This is a genomic window from Mycobacterium sp. URHB0021 (assembly GCF_054057895.1).
Window position 1 is genome coordinate 3,549,416 of record NZ_JBSRZT010000002.1, and the last position, 19,307, is coordinate 3,568,722.

Below are 19,307 nucleotides of genomic sequence, written 5' to 3' on the forward strand. Positions count from 1 at the left end.
CCCATATGTACGTACATCCGTACGACCGGGCAAGGAAGGGACTCAGCATGCAGGTCGAAGTGATGCCAACAGAGGATCTGGGCGACCGCAGCTATCTGGTTCACGACGGATCCCTCGCGGTGGTTGTCGACCCCCAACGCGACGTCGACCGGGTCGAGAAGGCGCTGGCAGAACTCGGCCTCCGCTGCGCGATGGTCCTGGAGACACACATCCATAACGATTACGTCACCGGCGGCTACGACCTTGCGCAGCGCAGCGGCTGCCCGTACGTAGTGAGCGCCGGGGATGAGGTGTCTTTCGACCGACTCGCGGTGCGTGACGGCGACGAGCTCTTGGTGGGATCGATGACCGTCCGCGTGATAGCGACTCCGGGGCACACCGACGCTCACCTCGCATACGTGATCACCGTCGCTAACGAGATTCCGGCGGTCTTCACCGGTGGATCTCTGCTGCACGGCAGCGTCGGACGCACCGATCTCGTCAGCAGTGCGCGTACAGACGAACTCACCCGCAAGCAGTTTCATTCGGCGCGCCGCCTGGCCGACGCACTTCCCGACGCGACCCCGGTGTACCCGACCCACGGATTCGGCAGTTTCTGTTCTTCTGGTTCGGTCACCGGCGGTATCGGCGGCACGATCCGGGACGAGAAACACCGCAATGATGCCTTGATCTCCGATGACGAAGATGCGTTCGTCGAGAGGTTGATCGCCGATCTCACCCCCTATCCGGCGTATTACGCCTATATGGGGCCGCTCAACCGCAGCGGACCTGCTGCGCCCGACCTCTCGACGCCGGCGCCGCTGCAAGCCCGCCAGTTGCGTACGCGCATCGATGCCGGCGAGTGGGTCATCGATCTGCGTGATCGTACGGCGTACGCCGCGTCGCACGTTCATGGAACCATCGGAATCGCGCTGGGAAGCCAGTTCGCCACCTACGTCGGCTGGCTGATGCCTTGGGGCACACCGCTGTCGCTGATCGGAGAGTCGGCCGAACAGGTCGCCGACGCCCAGCGGATGCTTGCACGCATCGGTGTCGATGAACTGCAGGGCGCCGCAACGGGCTCAGTGGAGGACTTGAGTGGCGGCACGCCGGCATCGTGGTATCCGCGGTGCACGTTCGCCGAGTTGCCCGACGGCGCGGTGCTCCTCGACGTCAGGCGCGACGACGAGTACGTCGCCGGCCACATACCGGGTGCGGCTCACGTGCCGCTGCACCACCTGCTCGAGAGACTCGACGCTCTGCCGCCCGGACAGTTGTGGGTCCACTGCGCCAGCGGCTACCGCGCGTCGATCGCCGCCAGCCTGCTCGCTCGCGCGGGCCGCGACGTCGTCTTCATCGACGACTCCTTCGAAAGCGCAGTGACCGCCGGCCTAACCGCCACGGTCTGAAGTTACCCCCGGTCAATCTCGCGCACAGGAGGTTTCATGCCATTGAGCAACAGTTACAGGGTCGCAATCGTCGGTGGGGGTAACGCAGGTATCTCGCTCGCTGCTCGGCTGCGCCGAGCCGGAACCACTGATATCGGCGTGATCGAGCCAGCCGAATCTCATTTTTACCAGCCGTTGTGGACGCTGGTCGGTGGCGGCTGCGCCCAGGCCGCGCAGAGCAGGCGGTCCGAGGCCTCCGTCATGCCGCGGGGAGTGGGCTGGATCAAGGACCATGCGCAGGAGTTGGATCCGGGCGCGCAAACGGTGACCACCAGGTCTGGTACGTCCGTCCTATGACCACCTCGTGGTCTGCCCGGGCATTCAGTTGGACTGGGCGGCGGTACCCGGAATGGCGGAGTCGATCGACACTGCAGCGGTCTCGAGCAACTATCGATACGATCTTGCGCCGAAGACCTGGCAGTTGATCAAGCAAATGCGTTCAGGCACAGCAGTGTTCACCATGCCATCCGGGCCGATCAAGTGTGCAGGCGCTCCGAAGAAGATCGCCTACCTCGCGGCTGACTACTGGCGACGACAGGGTGTTCTCGACGCCATCCGGGTGGTCCTCGTGCTTCCCACCCCGGCCATGTTCGGCGTGAAGGTGTTCGCCGATGAACTCGAACGCGTCCGCGCGGTACCACATCGAAGTTCGAAAAAACAGTGAGGTGACGGCAGTCGATCCGGACGCCCGCTCGGTGACCATCACCGACAACGCCGAGCAAACCACGGAAGAACTGCCATACGACATGCTGCACGTCGTGCCACGACAGTCGGCGCCGGACTGGATCAAGGCCAGTCCGATCTCTGACCCCGGCGATCCCGGTGGTTACGTCCAGATCGACAAGAACACCATGCGACACAGGCGTTTCGACAACATCTTCGCCTTGGGAGATGTCGGGTCATCGCCGAACTCCAAGACCGGCGCCGCCATCCGTAAGCAAGCCCCTGTGGTCGCCGCCAACCTGCAGGCCAGCCTCGCAGGACGACCTTTGCCAGCCCGCTATGGCGGATATGCGTCCTGCCCGTTGACGACCGCCCGCGGCAAAATGCTCCTCGCCGAATTCGACTACACGATGACGCCCACGCCCTCGATTCCGTTGATCGACACCACTGGCGAGCGACGCGACTTGTGGTACCTGAAGCGGCACGGTCTGCCCGCCCTGTATTGGAGGCTGATCCTCACCGGCCGTGCATAGGGCCCGTCACGACGGCGGGGCGAAGAACTCCAGCGCGATACCGTCGGGGTCGCGGAAACTCAGGCCCGATCCGTATGGCGCGTCGACGATGCCGCCGTGGGCGATACCGAGTTGATCGAGCCGCCCGGCCCAAGTTTCCAGCTCGGCGCGGCTCGCGCAGCCGAACCCGACGTGATCAAGGCCGACTCGCAGTTCGTTGAAGGGTTCACCCTCCGCGCGCTGATCGTGTTGGTGGATGCCGAACACCGTGCCGTCCTCGAAAGCCCACACCAGGTGGTGAAACCCAGCGTCGGTGTGCTCGTCAAGCACCGGCTCGGCCTCGAGGAGTGCGCGGTACCAGGGTCCGCTCACTTCGAGATCGCGAACAGTGAGCGCGACGTGGTTGAGCGGTGGGAACGCCATTGGGACTCCTCATCTTTTGGGGACTGAAGACACAATAGACAATCACCTCCTGCGTCAAGGTTCGCGCAAACAGTCGTTCTCTCACCGCATATCGGCATGGTTTGGCGAATTTCAAGATCGTTGCCGAAAATCGCGGTCCGCGACGCGGTTTGCCCGCTAGCAAACATCAAAGGCAACGATTACAACGCTGCTTAGTTGCCGAATTGTAAGGCGACTAAATTTTGCTAAATTCGCAGCAGCGTTCGTGGGGACACCGGCGAACAGACGCTTGGCTGCGACCAAAATGCAGGTAAAGACTAAAATTGGACCGAAGTGTGGTTATACGCCGACGTTGCTGGAGACCCCGAATTCGTATCGACGACCCGGTCCGGGGGGCCGGGTAGGGGATGAATCGCGAAATGGGGATACTCGTGTGGCAAAATCACCCTGTCGCAAGGGCTGCCGTACGGCGACATCACGCCCGTCAATCAATTGCCGTTGATGCACCAGACGATGATCGCCAACGGCGACGGCGACAAGCTCATCTGATCGAGTGGAATACGGCGAGCCAACCTCGCTTGTCGACGAGAACAGCCAAGCCGCGCTCATCTCCGATTACCTGAACACGTGGAGCCAATTCGACTACGCCGGGCCGGCGTTCATCTACACGACGCGTGACCGTGAAACGGGCAGCACGAACAACGATGACACCTACGGTGTACTCCGCAGCGATTGGACGCGGAAGCCGGCTGCACACGTCATCCAGCAGTGGACGGCAACCCATCCGCAGACCGCGCCGGGCGCCGTGACGCCGACGGCGTCGTCGACAACGGTGGCGCCGATGGTGGCTTCCACGGTTCCGCCGAGCACCCTGGCGGCTCCGGCCGATGCCGCCGCGACGCCCACGACCCTCGCACCGGCGACAGCACCGGCAGCCGCGGCGCCAACGGGTTCCGCGTCGACGAGCACGCCGGATACAGCCGGCGGCACGACCGATGCCGCCTCGGGTACCACCGGTTCGACCGGCGACGGCACGTCGCGGCGCGCCGCGCGCTCCGCCGACCCGACCACCCGCGGCAGCAGGTCCTGGTCGAGGTCAACCGGATAGCGAGGGGAGGCGCCCGGCAGGCGGATCACACGATCCGCCTGCCGCGGCGTGCCCGGGACCGCATATCGCGCAGATACAGCTCGTAGCCGAGAAGCCAGACTTCTCGGGGGATGACCCGATCGGCGACCCGGAGCAGGCTCAGCATCCATTCGAATCGCCGCTGCTGACCGGCCGTCCATGCCAGCTTCATGTGCACCCGGAACTCGGCAGACAGAAAACCCGTGGTCGCGAAGAGGTTCAGCGGACCCGCCAACAGGCGCAGCGGCGCAGGCAGAAATGCCATCGCCGCCACCCCACGCAGATGTTCCCGAACGGGCGGGTCGATGCGAAGAGCGCCCAACGAACGCTTCCAGTACTCGTCGAACGCGACCCGGTCGGGCGGCCACAGGTCATCACGCACCTGCAGGGTGGAGCCCAATTTCCCGGCGTCGCGATACACCGCGTCGGCGGCCGCGTCGTCCAATGGTCCATAGAGGAACTCATGTTGGTCGACGTAATAGCGATACAGGCAGGCGGCGACCCACAGCTGCAGCCGCGGATCGAAGGCGTTGTAGGACACGGGGCTTGACCCCGTCGATCGGACCAGCGCGTGCACCCGGTCCACCTCGCGGCGGATCAGCGCACGATCGGACTCCGTGCCGAGCGTGGCCGCCGCGAGGTAGGTGCCGGTGGTACGTGCCCTCTTGAACGGGTGCTTGTACACGTTGCCGCTGTCGACCGGGCTCTCCAGCACGCCGTATCCAACGCCCGGCGAGGACAGCTGCATGATCACGTTGGCCGCGGGCAGCAAGACCGCCGCGGGATTGATCAGGTCGACCACCCGCCTCGGCCGCCGCGGAGGACCCAGCCTCATGGTTTCGAGTACACCACCTTGTGAGACGCTGCCGGGGTGTTTGTGCCAGCAGGTCGGGTTCGTGCCGCGGGGATCGCGGCGGGGGTGCTCGCCGATCTGCTGTTGGGTGATCCGCGCCGCGGACACCCGGTCGCGCTGTTCGGCGGCACCGCCGCCGCGGGGGAGCGCCTGAGTTACTCCGATAGCCGGACGGCGGGCGCCGTGCACGCCGGCGCCCTGCTGGCTGCGCTCGGCGCACTGGCTGCCCTTGTCCAGCGATGGTGCCGGTATCTGGGCCCGCTGCCGCTGGGCGTCGCGACGGCGGGTGCGATGTTCACCGCGCTCGGCGGCACGTCCCTGATCCGCACCGGAAACCGGATGGCGGCTTTGCTCGGCGCGGACGACATCGACGGCGCCCGTTCGCTGTTGCCTTCGCTGTGCGGTCGCGATCCAGCGGTGCTCGACGCGCGGGGACTGGCCCGTGCCGCCCTGGAATCGGTCGCCGAAAACACCTCCGATGCCCAGGTGGCGCCGCTGCTCTGGGGTGGCGTCGGCGGGATACCCGCGGTGCTGGTCTACCGTGGCGCCAACACGTTGGACGCGATGATCGGCAACCGCTCGCCGCGGTACATCAGATTCGGTTGGGCCGCAGCCCGTTTCGATGACACCGTCAACTTCGCGGCGGCCCGGGTGACGGCGGTGCTCGTGGTGGTCTGCGCGCCGGTCGTCGGCGGCTCGTCGGCAGACGCGGTGCGCGCGTGGCGCCGCGATGCCGCACGCCACCCGAGCCCCAACGCGGGTGTGGTGGAGGCCGCGTTCGCCGGCGCGCTGGGCGTGCGCCTCGGCGGCCCAACGCAATACGCCCACGAACTGGAGATCCGGCCGACTCTCGGCGACGGTCGCGCGCCCGAGATCGGTGACCTCACGCGCGCGGTGCGCCTGTCGCGGGCGGTACAGGCGGTGGCAGCCGTGCTGGTGGTGGGTCTCAGTGCCTGCGGCCGTAGCGGTCGGCGAGCTTCTCTTCCGGGGTGAGGGGAGTGGCAGGGCTCGACTCGGATTTGGCAGCGGTATAGGCCTTCTCCCCTCGCCGCTGCCGGATCTCCGAATACACGAAGTAACCCACCATGATCGGGGCGATGATGCCGAACGCGATCCACTGAATTCCGTAGGATAGAAACGGGCCGGCATCCAGGTGGGGCAGGCCGATGACACCGAGACCGCCCGGCTGGTTTTCGGTCAACTGCACATAGGAGCCGGCAAGCGGTATCCCTGTGAGTGCGGCGATCTGGGCGGTGTTGATGGAGTAGACCTGCTGCGCGCCGTCCTGGCGGAACGGATCCTTCCCCTGAGTCACGGGCTCGGAGTCGCGCAGCCGGGCGGCGACCGTTACGGTTCCGGTCGGCGGTGGCGCAATGGCCGGAACTTTCGAGCCCTGCACCGGTCGCACGTAACCGCGGTCGACCAACACCGTCGGGCCGCCGTCCACCGCGAACGGCACCAGGACCTCGAATGCGGGGTCGCCCTCCACCACCCGCAGGCGGGCCAGCACCTGTCCCTCCGGCAGATACCGCCCCGACGCGGTCACGCGGCGCCACTGCGCATCGGGTGCCGACGAGTCCTGATGCGGGAGCAGTGATGTCAGTGGTACCGGATCAGCGGTGAGCGAGTTCGTGATCTGAGAGTTCTCCCGCGATGTCTTGGTGTTCTTGCCGAGCTGCCAGGGCGCCAGCACGGTGAAGCACAGGTATGCAAACGCGATGACCACGACGAACAGGGCCAACCATTGCGGCCGAAACATAAACGCCCACCGTCGCATCAGCTTGCGATTCCCCGGTCGGCCAGCTGCTCGTCTACCCATGTATGCAGGCCCGGGAGGGCGGCGTCGATCACCGTGAAGACGTCTTCGAAGTCGTCCTGGGTGCCGTAGTAGGGATCCTCCACATCATGCGCATGCGCGCCCGACCGCGGGTCGAACGAGCGCAGCATCCGAATCCTGTTGTCCGGTACGCCCATTTCGCGCAGCAGCCGCAGATGGTTGCGGCCCAGCGCCACGACGAGGTCCGCGGACAGATGCTCGGCGTCCACCTGCGCCGCGCGGTGTGCGCTGGGGTAGCCGTGCTCGCGCAGTACGTGGCCTGCGCGCCGGTCGGCCGGCTCACCGGCATGCCAGCTGCCGGTTCCCGCGCTGCTGACGCGGACCGAATCTGACAGCCCACGCTCGGTGATCTGGTGGGCGAACATCTTCTCCGCCATCGGCGACCGGCAGATGTTGCCGGAGCAGATAAAGGTGATGTGCAGAGGACGCGGAGAGTCAGACACCCAGCACCTCGCGCAGGTCGTCGACCGTGGAGACGCGCAGCACGGCCGCGGCGGTGTTCGGGTTCTCGAAATCGGTGGCACCGTAACCCCAGCCCACGACCACGGTGGCGATGCCGTGCTGGGCGGCGCCCTCGACGTCGTGGGAACGGTCACCGACCATGAGCACGCGATCGGGCAGCGGCTCCAGCTGTGCCAGGGCGTGCGCCAGGACATCGGCCTTGGTCGCGCGGGTGCCGTCGACGCTCGCGCCGGCGATCACTTCGAAAAGGTCGTCGAGGCCGAAGTGCGCCAGAATGTGCCGCGCAGTCGGCTCCGCCTTGGATGTCGCGACCGCCAGTCGCACTCCTGCCTCACGCAGGTCGGTCAGGAGTGCGGGGATGCCGTCGAACACCCTGTTCATCGCCCAGCCGCGCTTGCTGTAATCCGCGCGGTAGGCGGCGATCGCCTCGGTGGCGCGTTCGCCGAGACCCATTTCACTCAGGGTGTGATGCATCGGGGGACCGACGACCCGGGTCGCCAGCTCGCCGTCGGGAACTGGCGCGCCCACTGCGTCGAGAGCATGGCGGAAGCTGGACACGATGCCCTGAGCCGAGTCGGTCAGCGTGCCGTCGAGGTCGAAGAGGACAAGCTGCGGTCGAGCCACCGTGCCTTTCACAATGCCGTCCAGCGTGCTTGTCACAACACCATTGTCCCCGACGTGCGCGGTCGTCCCGATGGCCGGTCTGGGTGCCCACTACTGTCGTGATGTGGGAAGTCGATTGCGGGCCGCCGCGCGCTACCACGGCGACCAGGCCGTGCGTGTGGGCATGCTTGACTTCGCGGTCGACGTCCGTGCCGCTGTACCGCCGTCGTGGCTGGTGGAGCGCCTGGCGGCGCGGCTCGGCGACCTCGGTCACTACCCGAGCGCCGAAGATGAACATCGTGCGGTGGACGCGGTTGCGGACCGGCACGGACGGCGCCCCGAGGAGGTCGTGCTGCTGGCCGGTGCGGCGGAAGGGTTCGCGCTCCTCGCCGACCTGCGTCCCCGGCTGGCGGCCCTGTTCGCGCCGTCGTTCCCCGAGCCCGAGACCGCCCTGACCGGGGCGGGTGTGCGGATCCGGCACGTCACGCTTGCGCCGCCATTCGGTCTGGCGGGCGCGGTCGTGCCCGATGAGCCCGATCTGGTCGTCATCGGAAACCCCACGAACCCCACCGGAGTGCTGCACGGCCGTGAGCAGATACTCGGGCTCCGCCGGCCAGGGCGGACCATCGTGGTCGACGAGGCGTTCGCCGACGCGATTCCCGGAGAGCCCGGCTCGCTGGCCGGTGAGGCACTGCCCGACGTGGTGGTGCTACGCAGCCTGACCAAGAAGTGGTCGTTGGCCGGCCTGCGGGTCGGATACGCGCTCGGTCCGGCCGGGCTGCTGGCACGGATGGCCGCGCGGCGTGCGCACTGGCCGCTGGGTACCCTGCCGCTGGAGGCGATCGCTTCCTGCAGTGCGCCGCAGGCGGTGGCCGCGGCCGCCGCCGATGCGCACCGGCTGACGCGAATGCGCGCCGAGATGGTGGCAGGTCTGACTAGCATCGGCGTCGATGTGGTCGATGGGTGCGCGCCATTTGTTCTTTTCACCGTTCCTGACGCTGAGCTGATGCGAAAGAAATTGGACGACAGAGGTATTGCGGTCCGGCGGTGCGATACGTTCGTGGGCCTGGACGGCGAGTTCCTGCGCGCCGCCGTGTGCGAGGAGTGGCCGGTGCTGGTGGACGGGGTCGCCGAGGTCTTGCGGTGAGTGTGCGACTGGCCGACATCATCGACGTGCTCGACACGGCGTACCCGCCGCGGCTCGCGCAGGACTGGGACTCCGTGGGGCTGGTCTGTGGCGATCCTGCGGAAACCGTCGACACGGTCACCGTCGCGGTCGACGCCACCGCTGCCGTGGTCGCCGAGATGCCCGAACGCAGCCTGCTGCTGGCACATCACCCGTTGCTGTTGCGCGGTGTCGACACCGTCGCGGCCAATACCGCCAAGGGTGCGCTCGTGCACCAGATCATCCGAACCGGCAGGGCGTTGTTCACCGCACACACCAATGCGGACGCCGCGGCGCCCGGGGTATCCGATGCCCTCGCCGAGTCGCTCGGCATCGCCGTCGAGGAGGTGCTCGCCCCGATCGCGCCAGGGCCCGATCTGGACAAGTGGGTGGTTTATGTCCCGCTCGCCGACACCGCCGCCGTCCGCGAGTCGATGTTCGCCGCGGGTGCCGGTCACATCGGCGACTATTCTCATTGCAGTTGGTCGGTGCAGGGCAGCGGGCAGTTCCTGCCCCAACGCGGCGCGTCCCCCGCCATCGGGACGGTGGGTACCGTCGAACACGTTGCCGAGGACCGGGTCGAATTGATAGCTCCTGCGCGTTTGCGCGGCCACGTGCTGACCGCGCTGCGAAACGCGCATCCCTATGAAGAACCCGCATTCGACATATTCGCGCTGCAGCCCGTGCCCGGTGATGTCGGACTCGGGCGGGTCGGAGCGCTGCCGCGTCCGGAATCGTTGTCGGCGTTCGTATCCCGTGTCCACTCTGCGCTGCCGGGGACGTCGTGGGGGGTACGGGCATCGGGTGATTCGGACGCGACGGTGTCGCGGGTGGCGGTGTGCGGCGGCGCGGGCGACTCGCTGCTCGACGTGGTCGCGGGCGCCGGCGTACATGCGTACGTCACCGCCGATCTGAGACACCATCCGGCCGACGAACATCGCCGGGCATCTGAGGTGGCGCTCGTCGATGTGGCGCATTGGGCCAGCGAATACCCGTGGTGCGCCCAGGCGGCGGAGCTGCTGCGCGCCCATTTCACCGATTCGCTGCCGGTCCGGGTGTCGACAGTGCGCACCGATCCCTGGAATGTCGAGAGAAATGATTCATGAAAGCTGAAGTGATTCACCAACGTTCGTTGCTCGAGCTGACAGAGCTGGATGCTGAGCTCAGCCGCATCGAACACCGGGCAAAGAACCTGGCTGAAGAGCAGCAGCTCGAGGAGGCCCGTGCCCGGCACCGCGATGCCAATGACCGCCTTGCGGCCGTGCAGATCGCCCTCGAGGATTTGGACGCGCAGGTGGCGAAGTTCGAGTCCGAGATCGACTCCGTCCGTCAGCGCGAGGAGCGCGACCGTTCGCTGTTGGCGGCGGGCACCGTCGACGCCAAGCAACTCACCGACCTGCAACACGAGCTGCAGACGCTCGAACGCAGGCAGGCCAGCCTGGAGGACTCACTGCTCGAGGTGATGGAGCGGCGGGAGGAACTGCAGGCCGAGCACACGGGCGAGCTCGCGAACATCGACGAGCTGCAGGAGAAGATGACCGATGCGCAGCGGATGTCCGACCTGGCGCGCGCCGAATTGGATCAGCTGCGACATCAATCGGCTTCGCGGCGCGATCAACTCGTCGCCGCCACGGACGCCGATCTGGTCGCGCTCTATGAACGGCAGCGTTCCCGCGGCGGTGTCGGCGCCGGCCTACTCCAGGGCCGCCGGTGCGGGGCGTGCCGGATCGAGATCGACCGCGGTGAGCTGGCGCGTATCTCTGCGGCCGCCGATGACGACGTGATGCGGTGCCCCGAGTGCGGAGCAATCTTGCTGCGGGTCAAGGGATCCGGCCAGTGAAGGTCATCGTCGAAGCCGATGGAGGGTCGCGCGGGAACCCGGGTCCGGCGGGGTATGGGACAGTGGTCTGGACGGCCGATCGCAGCACCGTTCTGGCCGAGAGCAAGCAGGCGATCGGCCGCGCCACCAACAACGTGGCCGAGTATCGGGGGCTGATCGCCGGTCTGGAAGAGGCGGCGAAGCTGGGCGTCACCGAGGTCGATGTCCGGATGGACTCGAAGCTCGTGGTGGAGCAGATGTCGGGGCGATGGCAGGTCAAGCACCCCGATCTCGCCGTTCTCAATCAAGAGGCGAAGAACCTGGCCAGGCGGTTCACCCGGATCAGCTATGCCTGGATTCCGCGCGCGAAGAACAGTCACGCCGATCGCCTTGCCAATGAGGCCATGGATGCCGCCGCAGAACTCGATGCCGCGGCCGAAACGCCCCAGTCGACCGAATCGTCGTCGAACCCGGCGGGCTGGACCGGCGCCAAGGGCGCGCCGACCCGGTTCCTCCTGCTCCGCCACGGCCAGACCGAGTTGTCGATCCAGCGCAGGTATTCGGGCCGCGGCAACCCGGCCCTGACTTCTGTCGGCCTACATCAGGCGGAGGCCGCCGCGCAGCACCTTGCCCAGAAGGGCGGCATCGATGCGGTGATCACGTCACCGTTGCAGCGCGCCTACGACACGGCGGCGACGGCGGCGAAGGCGCTGGGTCTGGATGTCAATGTCGATCACGACCTGATCGAAACCGATTTCGGCGGATGGGAAGGACTGACATTCGGCGAGGCGGCCGAGCGCGATCCCGGCCTGCACCGGCAATGGCTGCGCGATACCAGCGTCCCGCCGCCCGACGGCGAGAGCTTCGACAGCGTCGCCGAACGCATTCGTCGCGCTCAGGCGCGAATCATCAACGAGCACAACGGCGAGACCATTCTGGTGGTGTCGCACGTGACGCCGATCAAGACCGTGCTCCGGCGCGCGCTGGACGCCGGGCCCGGCATTCTCTACCGTCTGCACCTCGACCTGGCGTCGTTGTCGATCGCCGAGTTCTATCCGGACGGCGTGGCCTCGGTGCGGCTGGTGAATCAGACGTCCTACCTGGACTAGGTGTGCAGGTGGAACCGCTCGCCGTGCGGCCCGAACACGGCGATGGCCTCGACGGCTTCGTCGACGACGCCGAACCAATGCGGGGTCCACGTCGAGAACTCGACCGCCTCACCGGTTCTGATGGTGAAGTCCCGGTCTCCGAGGATCAGCCTGAGGCGGCCAGACAGGATGTACATCCATTCGTGGCCCTCGTGCACCGGCAGTTCGGCGGGCGGTGTGCGCCGCCGGGCGCTGACCCGGATCTTGTAGGTGTGTAAGCCGCCGGACGGCCCCTGCCGGGTCAGTGGCCAGTAGGTGACGTGGTGGCGGGTGTGCGAGCCGCCCTTGACTCGCGGATCGTCGGCCTCGGGCGCCTTGAGCAGGTCATCGGTGCTGACCGATAGCGCGGCGGCTAGCCGGGGCAGGTGATCCAGCGCCAGGCGTCGCTTGCCCGACTCCAGCCGGCTCAGCGTCGAAACGTCGATGCTCGAGCGGCCGGCGACCTCCTCCAGTGTCAGGCCGCGCTGCATGCGCAGTTCGCGGAGCCGGCGCCGGACCCGGTGGTCGACGCTGTCCTCTGCTTTTGCCTCCATGGCAAATCAGCTTGGCACCGGCGCCGACGGCGGGCAAGGTGGGCACCATGTCGATGTCAGAAGCGCAGCAGGTCTGGGAAGAGCACTACACCGAACGGGATCGGGTCTGGAGCGGGCGGGCGAACGTGCGCCTGGTCGAGGTCGCTGCGTCGTTGCCGCCGGGCCGTGCGCTGGATCTCGGCTGCGGCGAAGGTGGTGATGCGATGTGGCTGGCCGAACGGGGCTGGCACGTGACGGCGGTCGATATCTCCCAGACCGCGCTGGACCGCGCCGCCGCGGATGCGCGGGCACGGAACCTGCTGCAGCGAATAGACTTTCAGCGACACGATCTCCCTCATACCTTTGTCGAGGGTGCGTTCGATCTGGTATCCGCGCAATTCATGCATTCCATGGTCGAGTTCGACCGGCCTCGTCTGCTGCGAATGGCCGCGGAAACCCTCTCTCCGGGTGGGACACTGCTCATCGTCGACCACGCGGGCCCGCCGCCGTGGGCGTCGAAGCTGCACCATCATCACGAGTTCCCGAGCGCCGGGGAGGTCGTCGCATCGCTGGATCTCGACGAGACGGAGTTCGAACGGGTGCGGGTGGAAGCCGTCGGTCGCGAGGCCACCGGCCCGGACGGCCAGGTCGGGACGCTCACCGACAACGTCATCGTGCTGCGCCGGCGGGAGAGCGGTTAGCTGAGGGCTTTCCACGCGCGGTAGCGGTCGGGCATACACCTGGCACACGGGCGGTATCCGGCCGCGACGGCATCGGTTTCGGCGGCGAAGAACACCCGGTTCCCGACGTATCCGCCTCGTCGGATCGCGCGCAACGCCGAGGGGCACTGGAGCCTTCCGTAGGTCCGCGTTGCCCGGTGACCGCCGAGGAGGCCCGGAGTAGGCGAATCGTAGGACCGCCCGTCGCCGTCCACGAGGGTGTACCGTTTCGCCTTCACGTCGCGTCGTGGAAGACCAGCCCGAGCGTGTAGCGTGCACCGGAGCGAACCGCCGAGACGCCGTGGCGCATGGGGGCCGCCGACCACCCGCGTGTGGAGTGCACCGGCCGTTCCCGTGTGGTGAACACGAAACCATGGCCGTACGGCAGCAACGTCGCCGTGCCGCGGGACTGGGCGCGGGGGCGCTGTTCGACCAGCAGGAACTCACCGCCGGTGTGATCCACGCCGGGCTCGCTGAGGTTGATCACCACCTGCAGCGGAAAGACCAAGTCGCCGTACAGGTCTCGATGTAACGCATTCCAGTCTCCTGCGCCGTACTTGAGAAGGATGGCGGTCGACTTCTGCTGGCCTGCCGCGTGGCACATGTCCAGCCAGTCGTCGAGCGTGTCGGGCCACGGTGTCTGACGGCCCAGCTTCGTCCACCAATCCCGCGCGATCGGCAGGAGCCGCGGGTACAGCGCCTGCTTGAGCTGCTCGATCGGCTCCGGATACGGCCGGTGGAAATAACGGTATTCTCCTTCGCCGAACCGGTATCGACGCATGTCGATCGTCGCCCGGAACATCTTGTCGTCCGAATAGAACTCGCGCAGCGTGGCCGCCTCGGAGGGCCTCACCAAGAGGGGGAGTACGGCCCCGCCGAAGTCGTTGATCTCGGCGGTGATCGCGTCCCAGTCGCCCGAGTCCACGCGCATCTGCCACCTGGTGTTCGGCATCAGAACAGTCTCGCCTCCTTGACCTCGGCGGGCTCCTCGAGGTCCAACAGGAACTGCTTGCGTGCGAGGCCTCCCGCGTAACCGGTGAGGTGGCCGTTCTTACCGACGACACGATGGCACGGCACGACGATGCTCACCGGATTGCGTCCGACCGCCTGCCCGACCTCCTGGGCGGTGGTTCCGTCGGCGAGCGCCGCGGCCAACTCTCCATAGGTGACGGTCTCGCCGTAGGGGATTTCGGTCAGCAGTAGCCAGACGCGGCGCTGTGCTTCATCGCCGTCGAGCCGCACCGGCAGGTCGAAGTCCTTCCGGTCGCCGGCCAGATAGTCGGTCAACTGGGTCCGGGTAGCCGTAAGGAGGGTGTCGGATTCGGCGTCGAGCCGCCGCCCGAATCCGTCTCCGGCCGGCCGGTGCCAGTGATGGCGGAAATACACACCGACGAGGCCGTCCTCGCGGGCGACGAGGGTAAGCTCACCGAGCGGGCTGCCGATCAACGCATGTCGGGTGTTCATATCTGGTAGACGGCGCGGGCGGTCCCGGCGTGAGATTTGATATCAGACCGATACGAAATAAAAGGCGCGCTCCAACCAGGTGCGTCGCGCCGCGCGCCAGATGCCGGTGCCGCACCGCTACGGGCGTGTGCCGCCCTCGCGAGGGCCGGGAATCCACGTCAGCAGATCTTGCACACCGTCGTTGTAGACGACGCTGTTCGGCACTGGGCCCACGACGTCGAAGTAGAGCTTGCCGGGCACCGTGCCGCCGAGGACGCGGTAATTCGCTCCGTCCTCAGCGCGGGCGTTGAACATCGGGACAATGGGAATCCCGCCTTCGGCGTTCACGGTTGCTTCGTACAACTGGCCGTTGTGGGGCACCGCGTCCGAACTTGGATTCAGCCCGTCAACCGTATAAGTGATCTGCGGGGCACCGGTGATGGGATCGAGCAGGGTCTCCGCCTGACCGAACGGCTTGATGTTGCTGGCCGCCGATGCCGGGGCCACCGCACCGGCAGCAACGCTGATCATGATCGCGGCGACGCTAACCGGTGCCGCTAGTTTTCTGATCTTCACTCTTACTCCCCTCGGGTGTCGACGCTGTACACAGACCAAAACATACCCCGCCATACGTTTATCGAAACGCAATCACCTGCCGAGGTGTCGAGCCTTTCGGCAAACACCATGCACAGGTTCGAAGCACAGCGGCCCTCGATCCTGTCGGCCGCCCCATCCTGTCTCGACTCAAGAAGTTGGCAGGTTTGTTGGTCGCGGTCAGCCTGTTCGGCGGTTCGGTCGCCTAGGAATTCCATGTCGATACGAAGATGGCCACCTCGTCGAAAAGGCAAGGCGGCCATCGTGTTACCTACGGGAACTCAAGTGCACTCTAGCTACACGGAATACCGTGTGGACCGCCCTTCCAGTGACCGGGCGGGTTCCAGGGGCACCATGCATTCTTGATCTGTCCGGGCGGGCCCCAATTGACTCCCGGATCCCAGCCGACCCATTCGGGCCCGTCGACGCATGCGGATGCGTATCCGAACGGCCCGCTGACGCAGACACCAGGATCTGCTGCCGCCTGCCCCGCTCCGGCAACCGCAAACACCGCGGGCACCGCCACCGCGCCCACTCCCGCCGCCGTCTTTCTGAGGATTCCTGACGAGGTCATTGCTGTGCCTCCAATCCCTTGCTTTCATCAGCCTAACCCTGGTGGGGGAGCCGATAAAGATCTCGCCCATCGAATCGCGCGAGAGCGCGCAATCAATGCGGCCCGGTACGCGGCCGAACCGCCATCGTTGTTGGTTCGGCATCCACGGCGTCAGTGGCGGCGTCCAGGCGGGACATTCCGGCGGTACCTCGTACTCGTCACCGTATGTGCGCACCAGCATGGGTCTTCGTACCAGCGGACGAAGGACGCAGTGACGATCCACCCGATGACGGCGTAGAGCATCAACCAGATGCTGCCGAACAAATCGATGGAAGCCGGTGAAACCAGGTGCTCGTTCGGTGCGATGGCATCGGCGCGCCGCCCGCCTGGATGAGGCCCGCCACGATGAACAGCCAACCCAGCACCACCCGCAGGGGCGGAGTGAGCCCGGGAACCACCCAACGGGTGATCCGCCACGGGCGGAGTCCACGAAGGTGCCCGGCAGCCACCAGAAAGAGTGCGGCCGAGCCGATCACGGCGGTGAGGTTCGCACCTACCCGGTATTGGCGCCGACCTCGGCCAGTTGGGTGAGTCGCACACTGTTGCCGGACGGATCGCGGAAGCCGGAGTCGATGCCGTAAGGCATCTGGGTCGGCGGCTCGGTGAACTCGACACCGCGCGCGGTCATCTCCTTATAGGAGGTCTCGATGTCGTCGGTCAGGAGGAACACGGTGCCCGCGAACCCTTTTGCGGTGAGATCAAGGACCTGCTTGCGGGTCGCCTCGTCCATCACCGGTTGGCCCGGAACTGCCATCAACACCAGGTTGACGTCGTCCTGCCCGGGTGGTCCGACCGCGAGCCAGCGGAAGTCGCCCATCTCCTCCGGGAACGACACGTCTTGTCGCACTTCCATACCGACCTTCTCGGTCCAGAACTCGAGCGCAACTTCTTGATCATGGACCCACAGGTGGGCGCTGCCGATTTTCATCATGAGGCCGACGCTACGGTCGGCCGTGTCCGCCCGTCTTCTCCCCGTGTGCTGTCTTGACCCGGCTGTCGGCGCGCGGGCGGGTGTCGCGCTTGAGAATGCAGTTCGGCACCCGGGCGTGTACTGCCGCGGGCGGCACGCTGGCCCGGTAGGCGGCGGGCGGCATTCCATACACGCGGGCGAAACTGGTGGTGAACGACCCGACGCTCTGCAGGCCGACCATCACGCAGATGTCGGCCACCGAGCGATCGGTGTGCCGCAGCAGCGCCGCGGCTCGCTCCAACCGTCGGGTTTGTAGGTAGGCACGCGGTGATTCGCCGAACGTTCGGGTGAACATGCGGCTGAAGTGGGCCCGCGACAACCCGGCCGCCGCGGCCAGATCGTCGACCGTGATCGCCTCGGCGTAGCGGGCGTCGACCAGATCCTTGGCACGCATCAGATAGCGGGCCGGCGGCACCTGCGGCATGCGCTAAGTTTATTGGGCGGATGAGTTGGCTGGGCGACCGCGGGTCATTTGCCGGTTCACGGGGGATAGGGACCGGCGGTGATTCGAGGAAAGTCCGGACTTCAAAGAGCAGGGTGATTGCTAACGGCAATCCGAGGCAACTCGCGGGACAGTGCCACAGAAAACAGACCGCCACCTCGCGGTGGTAAGGGTGAAACGGTGCGGTAAGAGCGCACCAGCATTCCGGGTGACCGGAGTGGCTAGGCAAACCCCACCCGAAGCAAGGCCAAGAATGTCGCAGGGGGTTGCGACAGCGCAGGCGCCCGAGGGCTGCTCGCCCGAGCCTGCGGGTAGGCCGCTCGAGGCACCCGGCAACGGTGTGTCCAGATGGATGGTCGCCGCCTCGTCGCCGTCGGTAATACCGCGACGGCGAGGAACAGAATCCGGCTTACAGGCCAACTCATCCGCCCTCGCGCCTCAGCGCGTCCTGCGAACCGACCTGTCCAGCTTCTTCAGCGCGGCTTCGAGTTGCTCACGTGAGCGCCGGGCCAGATCGTCTTCCAGCGAGTACAACAGCCCGTAGGTGAAGGTGTCCTCGCCCGCGGCATGTGCCACCTCGGCCTGCCGGCTCAGATGGGTACGGCTGACCACACTGTCCTGGTGATCGCCCAACAGTGTCTGGATCGTCTTGGCGCGGTCGGCTACCTTGCCTGCGCCGGTCGCCGCTGCGGTATAGCGAAGACGCTTGGCGCCTTTACGGATTCGGTGCAGCGCCTCATCGCGGTCGGCGTCGGCGGCCGCGGCGGCGGCCTTGGCGGCCTTGCGGATCCGCTTGTACGCCGAGTCGATGGTGAGCTGCGCGGGGTCCTCATCGGCCGGCGTCGCCGGGGGCTGCGCTGCGACCAGCGCCTCGAGCGCGTCCAGCATCCGGAAATACCGTTGCGACCGCATCGCGATCAGCGACCGCCGCAGCCCCAAACTGTAGTGGCGCTTGGCGCCGTCGACGAGCCGTTCCCGCACCGGTCCGCGCACCAAATCGTCGGGCAACTCGCCCAGCGCCTTCTCGTAACGCTCGGCCAGGACCTCGGCGTCGCGCGCCACACCGAGCACCGCGGCCAGCTGTCGCAACTCGTCGAGTACCCACGCATCGTCGGAGATGCCGAACGATTCCTCGGACGCCTGCAGCAGGCTGCGGATCTTGCGGGTGGTCACCCGCATCTGATGCACCGAGTCGTATGTGTCGGCCCGCACCGCGCGATCCCAGACCAGCAGATCCTCCACCTGCTCGGCCACCGCACGGTGCACCGGGTCCCCGGGGACCGGGATGTCGTCGTCCCCGTCATCGTCGGGCGTGCCGTCGGCCTCCAGTACCCGGGCCAGTTTCGAACCGTGACCGGCGGGCGCGCCCCCGGCGTCGAGAAGCCGGTTCGTCAACCGATCCAGGAGGTCGCGGTCGACGCCGGTGGCCAGTTCGATCTCCCACTCGCGCCACCGCTGCTGCGGCCCGTCGGGTCCGGCCTGCGCCGTCACCTGGTCGTCGCAGAACTCCGCGATCGCGTTGCCGTCATGCCCGTAGAGCACATCCACGGTTCGATCGGTCGTGATGCGGGCGACCGGACGTACGGGTCGATCCCGGACGATCGCCAGCACCACATCCAGCAAGTCTCCCGGCACGGTATCGGGGTTGCTGTCCGCGTCGAGCGGAGCGTGTACTTCGGTTCGTGCGTCGGGCCCGGCGGACAGCTTAAGATGCCAGCCGGCATCGGCTCCACCGGTTCGACGGCGCAGGGTGACGTGGCGGGCCGCCAATTCATGTCCGGGCGTGTCGAAGTAGACCGCGTCGAGCCGCTGCGACGGCGAGTGTTCGACCCGCGCGATCGCCGCCAGACCGTCGAACGACGGCCGCACGGTTGCTTCGACCACCTCGAACTTGCGCTCGACCTCCAGATACCTGGAATTTGCCTGGTCGCCGGATTTAGCCATGGTGCGAAAAGTGTCCTTTCGATGGTTAACACGCGGTGGACAGCGTCCCATAC

22 protein-coding genes, 1 other RNA gene and 1 pseudogene are annotated in these 19,307 nt (G+C 66.7%); 9 read left to right on the top strand and 15 right to left on the bottom strand.

Annotated features, from left to right (window positions below; all coding sequences use genetic code 11):
- The first annotated feature begins 47 nt into the window (after positions 1-47).
- Positions 48-1,388 carry an MBL fold metallo-hydrolase gene (locus ACVWWN_RS19655; RefSeq protein ID WP_457145337.1) on the top strand — a complete coding sequence of 447 codons (1,341 nt, stop codon included), beginning with the start codon at positions 48-50 and terminating at the stop codon, positions 1,386-1,388.
- 36 nt (positions 1,389-1,424) lie between these two features.
- Positions 1,425-2,623, top strand: a pseudogene (locus ACVWWN_RS19660) (FAD-dependent oxidoreductase).
- 6 nt (positions 2,624-2,629) lie between these two features.
- On the opposite strand, the gene ACVWWN_RS19665 reads toward ACVWWN_RS19660, so the two are convergent.
- From ACVWWN_RS19665 to ACVWWN_RS19675, 3 genes are all read right to left on the bottom strand, one after another.
- Positions 2,630-3,025, bottom strand: coding sequence for a VOC family protein (locus ACVWWN_RS19665; RefSeq protein WP_457145338.1), 396 nt, complete (start codon positions 3,023-3,025; stop codon positions 2,630-2,632).
- Between the two features lie 690 nt (positions 3,026-3,715).
- The gene (locus ACVWWN_RS19670) at positions 3,716-4,141 is read right to left on the bottom strand and encodes a hypothetical protein (protein ID WP_457145339.1); all 426 of its coding nucleotides are present in this window, start codon (positions 4,139-4,141) and stop codon (positions 3,716-3,718) included.
- The gene (locus tag ACVWWN_RS19675) at positions 4,138-4,965 is read right to left on the bottom strand and encodes an oxygenase MpaB family protein (protein WP_457145340.1); all 828 of its coding nucleotides are present in this window, start codon (positions 4,963-4,965) and stop codon (positions 4,138-4,140) included. Before ACVWWN_RS19675 ends, ACVWWN_RS19670 begins: the two co-directional genes overlap by 4 nt.
- A 36-nt stretch (positions 4,966-5,001) precedes the next feature.
- Here ACVWWN_RS19675 and ACVWWN_RS19680 point away from each other — a divergent pair, with 36 nt between their 5' ends.
- Positions 5,002-5,976, top strand: coding sequence for a cobalamin biosynthesis protein (locus tag ACVWWN_RS19680; protein ID WP_457145341.1), 975 nt, complete (start codon positions 5,002-5,004; stop codon positions 5,974-5,976).
- On the opposite strand, the gene ACVWWN_RS19685 is transcribed toward ACVWWN_RS19680, so the two are convergent.
- From ACVWWN_RS19685 to ACVWWN_RS19695, 3 genes are read right to left on the bottom strand one after another with little or no spacing between them, the layout of a single operon-like run.
- Complete coding sequence (locus tag ACVWWN_RS19685) at positions 5,930-6,760, bottom strand: SURF1 family cytochrome oxidase biogenesis protein (RefSeq protein WP_457145342.1); 831 nt, start codon at positions 6,758-6,760, stop codon at positions 5,930-5,932. The genes ACVWWN_RS19680 and ACVWWN_RS19685 overlap by 47 nt on opposite strands.
- Positions 6,760-7,263 carry a low molecular weight protein-tyrosine-phosphatase gene (locus tag ACVWWN_RS19690; protein ID WP_457145343.1) on the bottom strand — a complete coding sequence of 168 codons (504 nt, stop codon included), beginning with the start codon at positions 7,261-7,263 and terminating at the stop codon, positions 6,760-6,762. The genes ACVWWN_RS19685 and ACVWWN_RS19690 overlap by 1 nt, the downstream gene beginning before the upstream one ends.
- Positions 7,256-7,942, bottom strand: coding sequence for an HAD-IA family hydrolase (locus tag ACVWWN_RS19695; RefSeq protein ID WP_457145344.1), 687 nt, complete (start codon positions 7,940-7,942; stop codon positions 7,256-7,258). The genes ACVWWN_RS19690 and ACVWWN_RS19695 overlap by 8 nt, the downstream gene beginning before the upstream one ends.
- Positions 7,943-7,976: 34 nt before the next feature.
- Here ACVWWN_RS19695 and cobC point away from each other — a divergent pair, with 34 nt between their 5' ends.
- From cobC to ACVWWN_RS19715, 4 genes are read left to right on the top strand one after another with little or no spacing between them, the layout of a single operon-like run.
- Positions 7,977-9,032: an Rv2231c family pyridoxal phosphate-dependent protein CobC gene (gene cobC / locus ACVWWN_RS19700; protein WP_457145345.1), complete on the top strand. Its 1,056-nt coding sequence runs from the start codon at positions 7,977-7,979 to the stop codon at positions 9,030-9,032.
- On the top strand, positions 9,029-10,156 hold the full coding sequence (locus tag ACVWWN_RS19705; protein WP_457145346.1) for a Nif3-like dinuclear metal center hexameric protein: 1,128 nt from the start codon (positions 9,029-9,031) through the stop codon (positions 10,154-10,156). The genes cobC and ACVWWN_RS19705 overlap by 4 nt, the downstream gene beginning before the upstream one ends.
- Positions 10,153-10,890, top strand: coding sequence for a zinc ribbon domain-containing protein (locus ACVWWN_RS19710; RefSeq protein WP_457145347.1), 738 nt, complete (start codon positions 10,153-10,155; stop codon positions 10,888-10,890). The genes ACVWWN_RS19705 and ACVWWN_RS19710 overlap by 4 nt, the downstream gene beginning before the upstream one ends.
- A complete protein-coding gene (locus ACVWWN_RS19715) occupies positions 10,887-11,978 on the top strand; it encodes a bifunctional RNase H/acid phosphatase (RefSeq protein ID WP_457145348.1) in 1,092 nt (363 codons plus the stop codon). Before ACVWWN_RS19710 ends, ACVWWN_RS19715 begins: the two co-directional genes overlap by 4 nt.
- On the opposite strand, the gene ACVWWN_RS19720 is transcribed toward ACVWWN_RS19715, so the two are convergent.
- On the bottom strand, positions 11,975-12,550 hold the full coding sequence (locus ACVWWN_RS19720; RefSeq protein WP_457145349.1) for a helix-turn-helix domain-containing protein: 576 nt from the start codon (positions 12,548-12,550) through the stop codon (positions 11,975-11,977). The two genes, ACVWWN_RS19715 and ACVWWN_RS19720, sit on opposite strands and share 4 nt — an antisense overlap.
- A gap of 47 nt (positions 12,551-12,597) precedes the next feature.
- Between ACVWWN_RS19720 and ACVWWN_RS19725 the strand changes: the two genes are divergently transcribed.
- Positions 12,598-13,230, top strand: coding sequence for a class I SAM-dependent methyltransferase (locus tag ACVWWN_RS19725; RefSeq protein ID WP_457145350.1), 633 nt, complete (start codon positions 12,598-12,600; stop codon positions 13,228-13,230).
- On the opposite strand, the gene ACVWWN_RS19730 is transcribed toward ACVWWN_RS19725, so the two are convergent.
- The 7 genes from ACVWWN_RS19730 to ACVWWN_RS19760 form a co-directional block, all read right to left on the bottom strand.
- On the bottom strand, positions 13,227-13,487 hold the full coding sequence (locus ACVWWN_RS19730; RefSeq protein WP_457145351.1) for an Ada metal-binding domain-containing protein: 261 nt from the start codon (positions 13,485-13,487) through the stop codon (positions 13,227-13,229). The two genes, ACVWWN_RS19725 and ACVWWN_RS19730, sit on opposite strands and share 4 nt — an antisense overlap.
- On the bottom strand, positions 13,484-14,200 hold the full coding sequence (locus ACVWWN_RS19735; protein ID WP_457145352.1) for a 2OG-Fe(II) oxygenase: 717 nt from the start codon (positions 14,198-14,200) through the stop codon (positions 13,484-13,486). The genes ACVWWN_RS19730 and ACVWWN_RS19735 overlap by 4 nt, the downstream gene beginning before the upstream one ends.
- Positions 14,200-14,712, bottom strand: a complete 513-nt coding sequence (locus tag ACVWWN_RS19740; RefSeq protein WP_457145353.1) for a methylated-DNA--[protein]-cysteine S-methyltransferase — start codon at positions 14,710-14,712, stop codon at positions 14,200-14,202. Before ACVWWN_RS19740 ends, ACVWWN_RS19735 begins: the two co-directional genes overlap by 1 nt.
- 117 nt (positions 14,713-14,829) lie before the next feature.
- A complete protein-coding gene (locus ACVWWN_RS19745; RefSeq protein ID WP_457145354.1) occupies positions 14,830-15,222 on the bottom strand; it encodes a DUF1942 domain-containing protein in 393 nt (130 codons plus the stop codon).
- Between the two features lie 355 nt (positions 15,223-15,577).
- Positions 15,578-15,859, bottom strand: a complete 282-nt coding sequence (locus tag ACVWWN_RS19750; protein WP_457145355.1) for a hypothetical protein — start codon at positions 15,857-15,859, stop codon at positions 15,578-15,580.
- 532 nt (positions 15,860-16,391) lie between these two features.
- Positions 16,392-16,829: a VOC family protein gene (locus tag ACVWWN_RS19755; protein WP_457145356.1), complete on the bottom strand. Its 438-nt coding sequence runs from the start codon at positions 16,827-16,829 to the stop codon at positions 16,392-16,394.
- A 10-nt stretch (positions 16,830-16,839) separates the two neighbouring features.
- A complete protein-coding gene (locus ACVWWN_RS19760) occupies positions 16,840-17,292 on the bottom strand; it encodes a helix-turn-helix transcriptional regulator (protein WP_457145357.1) in 453 nt (150 codons plus the stop codon).
- A gap of 21 nt (positions 17,293-17,313) precedes the next feature.
- Between ACVWWN_RS19760 and rnpB the strand changes: the two genes are divergently transcribed.
- Positions 17,314-17,738, top strand: an RNA gene (rnpB, locus tag ACVWWN_RS19765) — RNase P RNA component class A.
- A gap of 10 nt (positions 17,739-17,748) precedes the next feature.
- Here rnpB and ACVWWN_RS19770 read toward each other — a convergent pair.
- Positions 17,749-19,254: a CYTH and CHAD domain-containing protein gene (locus tag ACVWWN_RS19770; RefSeq protein ID WP_457145358.1), complete on the bottom strand. Its 1,506-nt coding sequence runs from the start codon at positions 19,252-19,254 to the stop codon at positions 17,749-17,751.
- Positions 19,255-19,307 lie beyond the last annotated feature (53 nt).

Excerpts from the sequence above, each read along its gene's own strand:
- ACVWWN_RS19760 (WP_457145357.1), bottom strand. The coding sequence starts at position 17,292 with ATGCCGCAGGTGCCGCCGGCCCGCTATCTGATGCGTGCCAAGGATCTG.
- ACVWWN_RS19770 (WP_457145358.1), bottom strand. The coding sequence starts at position 19,254 with ATGGCTAAATCCGGCGACCAGGCAAATTCCAGGTATCTGGAGGTCGAG.
- ACVWWN_RS19685 (WP_457145342.1), bottom strand. The coding sequence starts at position 6,760 with ATGCGACGGTGGGCGTTTATGTTTCGGCCGCAATGGTTGGCCCTGTTC.
- ACVWWN_RS19735 (WP_457145352.1), bottom strand. The coding sequence starts at position 14,200 with ATGCCGAACACCAGGTGGCAGATGCGCGTGGACTCGGGCGACTGGGAC.
- ACVWWN_RS19725 (WP_457145350.1), top strand. The coding sequence starts at position 12,598 with ATGTCGATGTCAGAAGCGCAGCAGGTCTGGGAAGAGCACTACACCGAA.
- ACVWWN_RS19675 (WP_457145340.1), bottom strand. The coding sequence starts at position 4,965 with ATGAGGCTGGGTCCTCCGCGGCGGCCGAGGCGGGTGGTCGACCTGATC.
- ACVWWN_RS19655 (WP_457145337.1), top strand. The coding sequence starts at position 48 with ATGCAGGTCGAAGTGATGCCAACAGAGGATCTGGGCGACCGCAGCTAT.
- ACVWWN_RS19745 (WP_457145354.1), bottom strand. The coding sequence starts at position 15,222 with ATGATCAGCGTTGCTGCCGGTGCGGTGGCCCCGGCATCGGCGGCCAGC.
- ACVWWN_RS19665 (WP_457145338.1), bottom strand. The coding sequence starts at position 3,025 with ATGGCGTTCCCACCGCTCAACCACGTCGCGCTCACTGTTCGCGATCTC.
- ACVWWN_RS19710 (WP_457145347.1), top strand. The coding sequence starts at position 10,153 with ATGAAAGCTGAAGTGATTCACCAACGTTCGTTGCTCGAGCTGACAGAG.
- cobC (WP_457145345.1), top strand. The coding sequence starts at position 7,977 with ATGGCCGGTCTGGGTGCCCACTACTGTCGTGATGTGGGAAGTCGATTG.
- ACVWWN_RS19750 (WP_457145355.1), bottom strand. The coding sequence starts at position 15,859 with ATGACCTCGTCAGGAATCCTCAGAAAGACGGCGGCGGGAGTGGGCGCG.
- ACVWWN_RS19755 (WP_457145356.1), bottom strand. The coding sequence starts at position 16,829 with ATGATGAAAATCGGCAGCGCCCACCTGTGGGTCCATGATCAAGAAGTT.
- ACVWWN_RS19720 (WP_457145349.1), bottom strand. The coding sequence starts at position 12,550 with ATGGAGGCAAAAGCAGAGGACAGCGTCGACCACCGGGTCCGGCGCCGG.
- ACVWWN_RS19740 (WP_457145353.1), bottom strand. The coding sequence starts at position 14,712 with ATGAACACCCGACATGCGTTGATCGGCAGCCCGCTCGGTGAGCTTACC.